The organism is Microlunatus soli (genome assembly GCF_900105385.1).
GTDB lineage: Bacteria > Actinomycetota > Actinomycetes > Propionibacteriales > Propionibacteriaceae > Microlunatus > Microlunatus soli.
The window spans coordinates 5,894,111-5,906,676 of sequence record NZ_LT629772.1 but is presented as its reverse complement, the minus strand read 5'-3'; the positions used below and the strand labels follow the sequence as shown (position 1 = coordinate 5,906,676).

Here is a 12,566-nt window from a genome sequence, read left to right as displayed (position 1 = left end):
GAGCCTTCCAGGGTCCTGAGCTTGTCGAAGGACCGTCAACCCACACACCACGGAAACGCTGATGTACTTCACCGATCGCGGCATCGAAGAGCTCGAATCCCGGCGCGGGGACGAGGAGGTCAGCGTCGCCTGGGTGGCAGACCAGCTGCGGACCTTCGTCGATCTGAACCCCGAGTTCGAGACCCCGATCGAACGATTCGCCACCTGGCTGGCCCGCACCGACGACGATTTCGACGACTGATCACTGTCCGCTCCGGCCGATTCCTGACCTGGCGAACGGTCGGTCCAGCCATTGCGAGGACCAGGGTGGGGCATCCGTGGTGATCATCGGGCGGTGCTCTCCCGGACGATCAACTCGAAGTCGATCGTGACCTCCTCTGCCGCGGCCTTGTCCGGCGCGTTCAGCAGGGCGACTGCCCGGCGGGCGATCTGCTCGCGGTCGGTGGCGATCGTGCTCAGCGACGGTGTCGACGCCTCGCCGTAGGGGATGTCGTCGAAGCCGATCACCGCTACGTCTTGGGGCACCGCGATCCGATGCCGATGCAGTGCTCGGATCGCACCGAGTGCCAGCCAGTCGGTGGCGCAGAACAAACCGTCCGGCAGCGGTTTCCCGGTGTCGATCATCTCCTCGACCGCGCGCTCGCCGTCGATGCCGCGGACACCGGCCGTCGGCCGGAGCAGATGTTGATCAAGGTCCAGCCCGGCCGCACGCACCGCCTGTCGGAAGCCGAGATAGCGCACGTTCTGCCGCAGCGGCGGGCTGGCACCGATCATCCCGAGGCGGGTACAGCCTCGTTCGATCAGATGCTCGGCCGCGATCGCCGCGGCCGCGTGGTTGTCGATGCCGACATGCGGAGCCACGCCGTCCAGGGTCCGCTCCCCGAGCAACACCAGCGGCGTTTGGTCGGTCCGTCGGGCGATCTCCTCTGCTCCGACCGCGAGCGGATTGAGGATGATGCCGTCGACCCGGCGGGCGAATTCACCGGCCACCAGCTGTCGTTCGGCCTGGAGATCTCCGCCGGTCTGCTCGATCAGCACCACCGAACCGGCGCCGTGCGCGGCATCGATCACGTGTCGGGCGAGCGAGGCGAAGTACGGCATGTCCAGCTGCGGGACGACCAGGGCGATCATCCCGGCCCGACCGCGCGCAAGGTTGCGTGCCGAGAGGTTGGGCCGGTAGCCCAGGGCATCGATCGCCGTCTCGACCCGGGATCTGGTGGCGGCGGAGATGTGCGGGTAGTCGTTGATCACGTTCGACACGGTCTTCATCGACACACCCGCACGCTCGGCCACGTCGGCCAGCCGGGGTCGCGGTGCAGTCACGCCAGCAGACTAACCATTCAGGCTCTGTTTCGCCTCGGTCATGAACTGCGCGGCGGCCTTCGCCGGATCCGATTTGCCGAAGCCGACATCCTCGTTCAGCTTGCCGAACAGTTCCTGGATCTCGCCGTAACCCTTCGGCCAGGCCGCCGGTGGCTTGCCGACCTTGTCCTTGATCTTCTCCACGTAGGCGATCGCCTTGCCCTCCGGCGAATCCGGATCGGAGCCCAGTTGATCACGACCTGCCTTGGACGGCGGCACACCGAGCGTCAGCCCCAGGGTCTTGATCGCACCGGGGTCGTTGATCAGGTAATCGACCAGAGCCAACGCGCCCTGCTGATTCTTCGAGGTCGAGGAGACCACCCAGAAGTCCAGTGCTTTGAGGAACTGGCCGGACAGCGACCCCGCCTCCGGGCTCGGCAGCGCGGCCACCTCCAGCGGATCGTCGACCAGCGGCGCGTAGAAGGTGATCTGCTGCACCCACCCGAAGGACAGCGGCGACTTGCCGGTCGCCAGCAGGCTGGTGGCAAAGTCACCGGTCTCGGCGGTGATCGAGGACGGCGGTGCGGCCTTGCTCGACCGCAGGTCCTGCCAGTAGGCGAACCACTCCTCCAGATCCTCGGTCTGTACAGCCAGACCGGCGCCGTCCGGGGTGAAGATCTCCCGACCGCGCTGCCGCACGTAAGGCTCGAAGATCTGGATGTTCCCGCCGACATCCGGGGTGCCGTACATCCCTTTGCCTGCTTCGCCCGCATAACCCTTGGCCGCCTCGGCGAACGACTCCCAGGTCCAGTCCGCCGTCGACACTTCGGCGCCGACCTTCTGCCAGGCCGCCGGCCGGCTGAACACTGCGTGCGAGATGGAGCTCTGTCCGACCCCGTAGGTGCCGTCGTCGATCTTGCCGCTGGCGGCGACGTCGGCGTCCAGGTCGGCTGTCTTGATCGCCGAGCCGAGCTGGTCGGACAGATCGAGCAGCGCACCGCGATCGGCGTAGTCGGCGAAGTAGCTCATCGACATCCGATAGACGTCGGGTGCATTGCGGCCGGCGGTCTGGGTGGCCAACTTGTCCCAGTAGCCGTCGAAGGGTGAGAACTCGGTGGAGATGGTGACTCCGGAGTGCTTGCCGTGGTAGGCGTCCAGGGCCTTCTTCATCGCGGCATGCACCGGGTCACCGCCGTACCAGCCGACCCGGACGGCGCCTTCGGTCGCCGAACCGGAGTTCTTGCCGCCGGAACATCCGGTGGCCAGCGCGCCGGCGGCGGCAGCGGTCAGGCCGAGCAGTGCTCGGCGGGTCAACGGGCTGGTGATCGGTCCGCTCATGATTGTCCTTCCAGCGGCGGGGACTGCGTTGCCCAGCGCCAGTTGTGCTCGGCGGTCTTCGGCCGGTAGTTGCCGGTCGGAAGATCGTCGGCGATCCGGATCGTCCATCGCAGCAGGTCGGCGGTCAGTTGCTCCCGGACAGCGCGGTGGGACGGGTGGTCGTAGAGGTTGTCCAGCTCGGCGGGATCGGCTGCAAGATCGTAGAGCTCGCCGACGCCGTTCACGTCCATGATCAATTTGTGTCTGCCGCGGCGCAGCATCCGTGCGCCGCCACTCTGGGTGACGCTGTTCAGCTCGTCGAAGGTCCTGCCCTGGTAGGGAAAATGCAGTTCCGGACGCTCGTCGTCGCCGTAGGGCACTCCCCCGTAGCCGAGCTCGGCGATGATGCTGCCGAATTCTCCGGCCGGTGCGTCACCTCCGGCCAGCAGTGGGACCAGGCTGCGGCCCTGGACGCCGGCCGGGATCTCGGCGCCGACCAACTCGCACACCGTCGGCATCAGGTCGACCATCGACACCGGCTCGTCGCGGACCTGGCCGGCGACGATCCCCGGGCCGGTCAGCTGGAACGGGATCCGGGTCAACGCATCCGACATTCCGGCGCCCTTGCGCTGCAGCCCGTAGTCCCCGACGTAGTCGCCGTGATCACTGACGAAGATCACCACGGTGTTGCCCGACCGGACCCGTTCATGATCGAGCAGCCGAGCGATCTGATCGTCGATCAGCCGCAACATGCCCAGATAATTGGCCCGATAGCGACGCCACTGCTCGTCATACCCCGGCCGCTTCTCCTCCACCAGCGTCCGCAGCCAGCGGTACTTCCCGCCCTTGGTCTCGATCGCTTCCGGTCCGGCGAGACGATCCGGCACGTCGTCCTCGGCGACCAGCGAGAAGTACGGTTCGGGCACCTGGTACGGATTGTGCGGCTCGGGGAACGACACCCACCAGAACGCCGGCCGGTCCTGCTCGGTGTCGTCGATCGCCGCCAGCGCATCGCTGGTGATCCGGTAGGGCAATTGTTCCTCTACCCCGAACGGGGTCGGCGATTCGGCGACGCCATGATCAAGATCGTTCAACCAATGATCGAACTCCTGCTGGTCGGCGGTGTGTTCGGGCCCGCCGGCGTGCCAGTAGGGGCCGGCGTAGCTGTCGAAATCGTCCGGCCCGGGATGCATGTGCGGTTTGCCGGCGAAGTGCAGCGAATATCCTTGGTCGCGCAGAACGTCGAGCAGGTCCCGGTCGTAGTAGGCGTGCTGAGCGTTGCTGTTCTGCCGGACCCGATGTGCGGTCGGGAAGCGACCGGTCAGCAGACTGGTCCGGGCCGGAACACAGGCCGGATAGCTGGTGTAGGCGGCGTCGAACGCCGTCCCCTGCTCCGCCAGCCGATCCAGCCGCGGCATGCTGTCCACCGGGCACCCCGACCGCCGGGTGAACCCGACCCGATGCTGATCGGTCATGATCAACAAGATGTCGGGTGCAGGCGTCTGCTGGGTCATGGAATCCCTCGCGATCGGCGTCGAACGAAATCTACAGCGCTGTAAATGTTACCCGATCAGGATCCCGAGGTCACGGCCCCGTTCGGTGTCGACAAGGTGACGAACGGCTCTACTCGGCCGGCATCGATGGTGCTGCACTGGACGGAGAATGCCCTCGGGGGGTGATCGGCATGCGATCCTTGCTGCGATCTGCTGGGCTCTCGTTGCTGCTCGGATGGCTTCTCGTCGCCTCCCTGGTGGTCCGTGCCTCGGCAGCGGAGCCGGCACCCGGATCGTTCACCGGCAAGGGATTCGACGCCTGCACTGCCCCGACCTCCGCCGCGATGGACGCCTGGCTGGCGTCCCCGTACCGGGCGGTCGGCGTCTACATCGGCGGCAACAACCGGGCCTGTACGCAACCGCAATTGACCGCGTCCTGGGTGGCCCATCAGCAGGCGACGGGGTGGCACCTGCTGCCGATCTATCTCGGGTTGCAGGCGCCGTGCACCACCTCGAACAAGAAGCACCTGATCGATCCGGTGCAGGCCGCGACGCAGGGACGAGCGGAGGCGGATGCGGCCGTCGTCGCCGCCGGAGCGCTCGGGCTGCCACCCGGCAGCATCCTGATCTTCGATATGGAGGCCTATGCCGCCGACAACCCTCCCTGCACCGCAACCGTGCTGACCTTCCTCGGTGCCTGGACCGCACGGCTGCACGATCGCGGTTACTTCTCCGCGGTGTACGGCAGCCTGGCCTCGACGGTGCGTGACCTGGTCGAGGACTACCACTCCACCCGCCGGCCGCGGCCCGACTATCTGTACTTCGCCCGCTACGACGGGATCGCCGACACCACCAATCCGGCGATCCCGATCAGCTCCTGGAGTGGGCATCGGCGGATCCACCAGTATCGCGGCGGCCACAACGAGACCTACGCCGGTGTCACGATCAACATCGACAACGACTACGTCGACATCCGACCGTTGCCGCGGCCGAGCTTCAACGACTTCAACGGCAACGGGTGGACCGACCTGCTGGCCCGCGAGGCCGGATCGGGCGACGTGTACCTCTATCCCGGCAACGGGACCAATCTGGGCGGTCGCTCCAAGATCGCCGGTCGATGGACCGACGCCTTCGCGATCACCCGGTGGGGAGACTTCGACGGCGACCGCCGCGACGACCTGATCGTCCGTACCAACACCACCGGTGAGTTGTGGCTCTATCCCGGCACCGGGGCGGGATTGGCCACCCGGGTCCGGCTGGCGACCGGCTGGAACTCCCGCTGGGAGACCACCGCCGTCGGCGACCTCACCGCCGACGGCAACCCGGACCTGGTGGCCCGGGACCAGGCGTCGGGCTTCCTGTACCTCTACCCCGGACGCGGGCGGAGCCTGGGCACGCGGGTGAGTCTGGGGCCGGACTGGAACACGATGAGTGAGCTGACCGGCATCGGTGACCTGACCGGTGATCGGCGGCCCGACCTGTTGGCCCGGCACACCGGATCCGGCACGCTGTATCTCTACCCCGGCAACGGATCCGGGCTCGGCCCGCGGATCAGCCTCGGCGGCGGCTGGTCCAACTACCGCAATCTGGTCGGGGTCGGCGACTTCGACCGCAACGGCTACCCCGACCTGATGGCCGTCGGATCGTCGACCGGCAACCTGTACCTGTTTGCGGGACGGAAGGACGGTCTGCAATCCCGGATCATCCTGTCGCACGGGACATGGGGCGGCCGGTCGCCACTGTTCTGAATCCGCCCGTCGATCGTGGGTTCGGAACGGCACAGTGTCCGTCGATGCCGACAACCGCTGCAGTAGGCCGGCTGCCTCCGGATCTGACCCACCGATGCCGGGGACGGCCCTATGATCGGTCGGGTGTCGCGCATCCGTGTCGAACAGGCCGAACAGCTGCCGCGATTCGGCGCGCTCCGCCCGGAGCCGCCCGCGGAGGTTCTCGACCGGTTGTCCGGCGCGGAACCGGGAAGCACCTGGACAGCTCGGCAGCTGGGTGATCACGGTGGCTATCCCAACGGTGGCCTGTGGCGAGTGACCGCGGACCGGTCCCGCTCCCCAGGTCCGACAACCGCCGTGGTGAAGCGGACGGGCCCGGCCTACCTCGGCACCTTCCCTGCCTGGCATCTGCACTCCGATCAGTCCGAGCCGCACTGGTGGGGACGGGAGGCGGAGTTCTACCGATCCGAACTGGCGACCACCGGGTGGACCGACGACGTCCGGCCTGCCCGGTGCTACGTCGATGAACATGACGGCTGCTGTGATCTGTGGCTGGAGGACGTGGCCGACATCCCGGCGCCCTTCGAGGTCTGCCGACGTGCCGTCGTCGGCCTGGCCCACTGGCAGGTTGCTCATCCGGCCGCGCAGCATCGGCAACTCCCGGACAGCTGGATCCCCAGCCATCTCGCCCTCCAGGGATTGGACAACGACCGCACGCTGGCCCATCCCGGCTGGCCGTCAGCGTTCGAGCGCGGCGTCGATCCGGCGCTGCGAGAGCTCGTCCGACAGCGTCTCACCGACCCGGCCGAGATCGCCCGACTGCTGTCGGATCTACCGCAGGTGTTGACCCATTACGACTTCCACAACGGCAACATCGGCACCGTGGGCGATCGGATCGTCCTCTTCGATTGGGCCTACCTCGGGCGGGGGCCGATCGGACACGATGCGGGTCACCTGGCGCTGACCCTCGAACCACGCGGTGTCGTCGACCCGGTCCAGGCCTGGGACATCCTGCAGACCACCTACTGCGAGGCTCTGATCGACGCGGGCTGGGCCGGCGATCCTGCCGTCGTCGGCCGATCGATGGCGCTGTCCAATCGTCTTCGACTCGGCTGGGGTGTCGACCACCTGCTCGGCCTGGCCGACCGGGCGACCGAGGCTCAGCTTGCCGCCGAGTCACGACGGTTGATGTTCATCGCCCGGCTCGCTTCATGATCATCTGCTCAGGCCATTGCCCCTCCCTCGGCGGGCACTTTCCGGCGCCGACCGCTCCGGCCCCGTGCCGGCACTGATCCCGAAGAGAGTGCGCACAGCCGGTGATGACGCCACCGACGACGATCATCCGGCGGCAGACGGTGCGGCGAGCCGTTCCAACGCCGGACCAGGGCGATTGAGGTTCTCGAACGGCCGCCCGGGTCGGCTTGACATCAATCAGGCACTCCCGTCAGACTGCACACACTTGCACCAGTGAATATCTACCCACGAACCCAATTCGATGGCCCGGCGTGACGTCACGTCTTCGAGGAGGAAGAATGTCTCAGCAATCGGGCTCCCGTCGGCGCTCCGTCCCCGGATGATCGCCTCGATGTCACCGACCGCACGCGCCGTCGACGGTCTGCAAGACACCGCCCGCGCGGACATTCCGTTGTCTGTCCTGCCCGCGCAGATCGCAGAACTCGCCGTTGCGTTGTCCACCTTCAGCCCGGCGGCGGCGAGCACGGCATGATCGGACCCATGAGCAACCAGGGCCGGCCACGCTTCGCGTTCTACGGCGACGACTTCACCGGCTCGGTCGACGCCCTGCTGCAGTTCCGCCGGGCCGGGCTGTCCGGGTTGCTGCTGACCTCGCCGGATGCGCTGGCTGCGGCGACCTCTGAGCGCTGCGGCGCCGTCCCTGACGTGATCGGACTCGCCGGTCTGGCCCGCTCGCTGCCAACGGCGGAGTTGCCCGACGAGGTGCGCCCGGCGCTCCGAGTGCTGCGGGACACCGGTGCAGCGGTCGTGCAGTACAAGGCCTGCTCGACCGGCGACTCCTCGCCGACGGTCGGCAGCCTCGGACGCGTCCTGGAGATCGCCCGCGAGGAGTTCGGTGAGCTGCCGATCCCGGTCGCACTGGCGCAGCCGGATTTCGGCCGCTACACCTTCTTCGGCCACCACTTCGCCGCGGACGGGGACCAGGTGTTTCGGCTCGATCGACAACCCACGATGCGTGATCATCCGATCACCCCGGCGACCGAGTCCGATCTGCGGCTGCAGTTGGCAGCCCAGACCCGGCTACCGATCGGCGCCCTGCCCTGGACCAGTTACGGCGATGCCGGCACGGTCGCCGCAACACTGCGCGGGGATCTCCCCGACGGATCCGACCGGGGCCGGCCGGCTGCCGTGATCGTCGATGCCTTCGTCGATGATCATCTCGACCAGGTGGCCACCGCCGTCCTCGACGGCGCAGCGATCGACCGTTCCGGACAGGCCCGGTTCGTGCTCGGTTCCGGTGGGATCAGCGGAGCGCTCGGTCGCGCGTACCGACCCGCAGATCCGCTACCGGAGCTGCCCACCGACTGCCCGCCGGCCCGGCGACCGATGCTGGTGTTGAGCGGCAGCACGTCACGCCGGACCCGCGAACAGATCGCCCGTTCGAAGTGGACGGTCGTCGACCTGTTCGACCCCGGTGTCGCCGAACGTACGGCGACCGAGCTGACGGCCGGCCGCGACGTGATCGTCAGCTCGACGACGGACACCGACCTGTCGTCGGCTGCGGCAGATGCTGTCACCGACAGCGATATCCCCGGCGCACTGGCCACCGTCGGTGAACGAGTCCTGCGCAGCGGCGATCTCGCGCCGGACCGGATGATCATCTGCGGCGGTGACACCGCCGGTAACGTCCTGCGCCGTCTCGGCGTGGACGCGATCTCCATCCTTGCCCAACCCTGGGGTAACGCCGTGCTGTGCCGAGCTACCAGCAGGCACCAGCATTTGGACGGCCTGGAGTTGGTGCTCAAGGGCGGCCAGATGGGCCATCCCGACCTGTTCACCGATGTCCGCTCCGGAAACCCACAGAACTGAAGCCACGAAGGATTCCATGCTCACCGACACCAACTCCAGCCCGTACGCGATCATGACCTCGGTGCCGGCCCGCTCGGTCCGTCTGACCGGCGACGGGCCGGTCACCGCGTTGCGGCAACGAGCTCTGGACGTCACGATCCCGTCGATGGGCGCGGTGATGTTCGATCCCGAGCTGGCCCACGCCTACCAGAATTTCCTGCTCGCCTCGGGCGAGCTGGACGGTGAGCGTTCCGGGCCGCCCTTCATGGACGGCGATCTGTACAAGTGGCTGGAGTCGGCAACGGTGGCTGCCGCCGACTCCGGCGATCAGCAGTTGCTGGACCGGTTGGCCACGGCCGCGCCGGCCATCGCCAACGCCCAGCGATCCGACGGCTATCTGCAGACCAAGACGATCATCGCGCGGAACTCCGGCGAGGATGTCGAACCGCTGGAACGGTCGATGGACTTCGAGACCTACAACCTCGGCCACCTGATGACCCTGGCCTGCGTGCACCTGCGGACCACCGGCGACGACTCCTTCCTGGGACCTGCGCTGAAGGCCGCCGAGTATCTGATCACCGCGGCCGAGCAGACACCGGAACGGCTGTCCGACTGCAACATCTGCCCGTCGCACTACATGGGCACGATCGAGCTCTATCGCACCACCGGCGATCCGCGGCACCTGCGTTTGGCGACTCGGCTGCTGGAACTCCATGGTGGCAAGGGAAAGGCGGGCACTGACGACAACCAGGACGTCGTCGCCATCCGGGATCAGCGCCGCGCGGTCGGCCATGCCGTCCGCGCCAACTACCTGTACGCCGGGATGGCCGATCTGGCCCTGGAGACCGGTGATCAGAAGTTGATCACCGCACTGAACAGCATCTGGGACGACCTGATCGGCAGCAAGCTGTATGTCACCGGCGGCTGCGGCGCCCTCTACGACGGCGCCTCACCCGATGCCGGCCAGGACTACTGGTCGGTCACCAAGGTGCACCAGTCCTACGGGCGGCCCTACCAGCTGCCACAGGTGACGGCCTACAACGAGTCCTGCGCGTCCCTCGGACTGATCATGTGGGCCTGGCGGATGCTGACACTGACCGGTGAGGGTCGCTACGCCGACGAGATCGAACGGGTCATCCACAACGCGCTGCCGGCCATGATCGGCACCGACGGGGTCAGCTACTTCTACACCAACCCGTTGCGCCAGGTCCGACACCTGCCGTACCCGCTGCGCCGGCCCGGCGATCCCGGCGACACCGTGCCGCCACCGTCGCAGGAGCGCGGCCGGCAGGAGTACATGAAACACGCCTTCTGCTGCCCGCCCAATGTGGCCCGGGTGATCGCCGAACTGCCCTACTACTGCTACTCAACCGGTGCCGACGGTCTGTGGATCCATCAGTACGTCGACGGAACGGCCGAGCTCGAGCTGGCCGGCCGACCGATCACCGTGCAGCAACACACTCGCTATCCCGCCGACGGTGAGGTGATCATCAGCGTCCGGTCCGCCGAGCCGGTGGCCGCGCAGATCCGGCTGCGGATCCCGGGCTGGTCGACCGGTGCGACCGTGCGGGTCGACGGCGAGCCGATCGACCGGATCGAGAAGGGCTACGCCGTCCTGGATCGGACCTGGCACAACGACGAGATCAGTATCGACCTCGACCTCCGGCCGCGGATGATGGTGGCCAACCACTTCACCGAGGAAACGATCAACCAGGTCTGCGTGCAACGCGGTCCGGTCGTCTACTGCATCGAATCGGCCGATCTTCCCGATGGCGTCGGGATCGAGCAGGTCGCGCTGCCGACCTCGATCAGCTGGCAGGAACAGCCCGGTGCCGGTCTGTTCACCGGGCATACCCTGCTGACCGGGGTCGCGGCGCAGCTGCCGCCGCCGACCGCTCCGCGGCAGCTGTACGCCGAACTCGATCCCACCCCGCCGACCGAGCTCGCGGTGACCATGGTTCCGTATGCTCGATGGGCAAACCGCGGGTCCGGCGAGATGTCGGTCTGGTTCCCCGTGCTCCGGGATGTTCACAATCAGGAAGGGAACTGACATGACCAGGTTGGCCATGCTGCACACCGGCGCGGTCGTCATCGAACCGTTCGCCGCCTTGGCGAGACAGAAGCTGCCCGAGGTCGAAGTGCAACATCTGCTGGACGACAAGATCGTCGCCGATCTCGGTAACGGCGTCGACCATGATCAGATCGCCACCCGGCTCCGTTCGCTGGGTGCAGCAGCGGTGGCATCCGGCGCCGATCGGCTGCTGTTGACCTGTTCCTCGATCTCCGGATTCGCCGGCCCGCTCGCCGCCGCCATCGGGATCCCGGTGTTGCGGATCGATGAGGCGATGGCCGACGAGGCGATCCGTCGCGGCACCCGGATCGGCATCGTCGCCACCCTGGAGACCACGCTGCGGCCGACCGTCGCCCTGCTGGCCGAGCGGGCCGCCGCGACCGGCCGGGAGATCGTCACCACCGATGTCGTGGTGCCCGGCGCGTTCGAAGCGGTCGCTTCCGGAGACCGTACGGCTCATGATCAACTCGTGGCGGCGGCGATCACCGAACTGTCGGCCGACAACGACGTGATCGTGCTGGCCCAGGCGTCGATGGCCTCGGCAGCCGACCAGGTCCGCACGGCGGTTCCGGTGTTGAGCAGTCCGGAGCTCGGCATCGACCGGGTCGCCGGCCTGGTGCGCGGTGGCGGTGATCGCCGATGACCACCGCGAACCACGGGACCGGCGCTGCGATGGGGCGGATCACGCTGCTGGTCAAGGCCGCCCGGATGTATCACGAGGAAGGCATCCTGCAGCCCGAGATCGCCGACCGGCTGAACATCTCCCAGTCCCGGGTCTCCCGACTGTTGAAGGAAGCGCAGCGGCTCGGGATCGTCCGTACCGTGGTGGTCGCCCCGCCGGGCGTCTACGCCGAGCTCGAACAGCAGGTCAGGACCACATTCGGTCTGCAGGACGTGGTGATCGCCGATGCCGCATCCGACGACGATCCGGGGGTGCTGTCGGCTCTCGGCCCGACCGCGGCGGCCTACATCCAGGAGACGCTGCGGGCCGGCGAACGGATCGGCATCTCGTCACGGTCGGCGTCACTGTTGGCCATGGTCGAGGCACTCGCTCCGATCACGGCCGGACCGGCCGAGGTCGTTGTCCAGACCCTCGGCGCGGTCGGCAATCCGGCGATGCGCGCCCAGGCGCCACGGCTGACCGATCGCTTGGCGCAGTTGACCGGCGGCGAGCCGATCTATCTGCCGACACCCGGCGTGGTGACCAGCCGCGCTGTCCGCGACGGACTGCTGGCAGATCCGTACATCGCCGACGCGGTGCGGGCCTGGCAGACCCTGTCGGTGTTGATCACCGGTATCGGATCGGCGCAACCGTCGGCGCAACGTCCGTGGGGCACCGCGCTACCGGCAGAGGATCTCGACCAGCTCACCGACCTGAACGCTGTCGGCGACGTCTGCCTGAACTTCTTCACCGCCGACGGTCTCCCGGTCCGCGGTCCGATCTCGGACCGGGTGATCGGCATCGGGGCGGACGAACTGCGGGCCATCCCCCGCCGGATCGCGGTTGCCGGCGGATCGGTCAAAGTGCCGGCGATCGGCGCCGCGGCACGGGGTGGCTGGATCAATGTGTTGATCACCGACCAGTTCACCGCCCGCCGGCTGCTGGAGGACTGA

At 67.7% G+C, this 12,566-nt stretch carries 11 protein-coding genes; 8 read left to right on the top strand and 3 right to left on the bottom strand.

The annotated features are described in order from the left end of the window. Window positions 1-61: 61 nt before the first annotated feature. Window positions 62-241, top strand: coding sequence for a DUF6104 family protein (locus tag BLU38_RS27015; protein WP_091529470.1), 180 nt, complete (start codon window positions 62-64; stop codon window positions 239-241). Between the two features lie 83 nt (window positions 242-324). Here the strand turns inward: BLU38_RS27015 and BLU38_RS27010 are convergent, their stop codons facing one another. The 3 genes from BLU38_RS27010 to BLU38_RS27000 are packed head-to-tail and all read right to left on the bottom strand — an operon-like array spanning window position 325 to window position 4,133. Then, the gene (locus BLU38_RS27010) at window positions 325-1,323 is read right to left on the bottom strand and encodes a LacI family DNA-binding transcriptional regulator (RefSeq protein ID WP_091529468.1); all 999 of its coding nucleotides are present in this window, start codon (window positions 1,321-1,323) and stop codon (window positions 325-327) included. A 9-nt stretch (window positions 1,324-1,332) separates the two neighbouring features. Further along, window positions 1,333-2,640: an ABC transporter substrate-binding protein gene (locus tag BLU38_RS27005; protein WP_157683744.1), complete on the bottom strand. Its 1,308-nt coding sequence runs from the start codon at window positions 2,638-2,640 to the stop codon at window positions 1,333-1,335. Continuing rightward, window positions 2,637-4,133 carry a sulfatase-like hydrolase/transferase gene (locus tag BLU38_RS27000; RefSeq protein ID WP_091529462.1) on the bottom strand — a complete coding sequence of 499 codons (1,497 nt, stop codon included), beginning with the start codon at window positions 4,131-4,133 and terminating at the stop codon, window positions 2,637-2,639. The genes BLU38_RS27005 and BLU38_RS27000 overlap by 4 nt, the downstream gene beginning before the upstream one ends. A 170-nt stretch (window positions 4,134-4,303) precedes the next feature. Between BLU38_RS27000 and BLU38_RS26995 the strand changes: the two genes are divergently transcribed. The 7 genes from BLU38_RS26995 (at window position 4,304) to BLU38_RS26970 (ending at window position 12,566) form a co-directional block, all read left to right on the top strand. Then, window positions 4,304-5,860 (top strand): glycoside hydrolase domain-containing protein, encoded by a 1,557-nt coding sequence (locus tag BLU38_RS26995; protein WP_157683743.1) that lies wholly within the window; start codon window positions 4,304-4,306, stop codon window positions 5,858-5,860. Between the two features lie 123 nt (window positions 5,861-5,983). After that, window positions 5,984-7,054: a phosphotransferase gene (locus BLU38_RS26990; protein WP_157683742.1), complete on the top strand. Its 1,071-nt coding sequence runs from the start codon at window positions 5,984-5,986 to the stop codon at window positions 7,052-7,054. A gap of 370 nt (window positions 7,055-7,424) precedes the next feature. Beyond that, window positions 7,425-7,565 (top strand): hypothetical protein, encoded by a 141-nt coding sequence (locus BLU38_RS31080; RefSeq protein ID WP_157683741.1) that lies wholly within the window; start codon window positions 7,425-7,427, stop codon window positions 7,563-7,565. Window positions 7,566-7,573: 8 nt separating this feature from the next. Beyond that, window positions 7,574-8,902, top strand: coding sequence for a four-carbon acid sugar kinase family protein (locus BLU38_RS26985; protein WP_091529454.1), 1,329 nt, complete (start codon window positions 7,574-7,576; stop codon window positions 8,900-8,902). Between the two features lie 16 nt (window positions 8,903-8,918). Then, complete coding sequence (locus BLU38_RS26980; RefSeq protein ID WP_157683740.1) at window positions 8,919-10,931, top strand: glycoside hydrolase family 127 protein; 2,013 nt, start codon at window positions 8,919-8,921, stop codon at window positions 10,929-10,931. A gap of 1 nt (window position 10,932) precedes the next feature. Continuing rightward, window positions 10,933-11,595, top strand: a complete 663-nt coding sequence (locus BLU38_RS26975; protein WP_091529449.1) for an aspartate/glutamate racemase family protein — start codon at window positions 10,933-10,935, stop codon at window positions 11,593-11,595. Next, on the top strand, window positions 11,592-12,566 hold the full coding sequence (locus BLU38_RS26970; RefSeq protein WP_091529447.1) for a sugar-binding transcriptional regulator: 975 nt from the start codon (window positions 11,592-11,594) through the stop codon (window positions 12,564-12,566). The genes BLU38_RS26975 and BLU38_RS26970 overlap by 4 nt, the downstream gene beginning before the upstream one ends.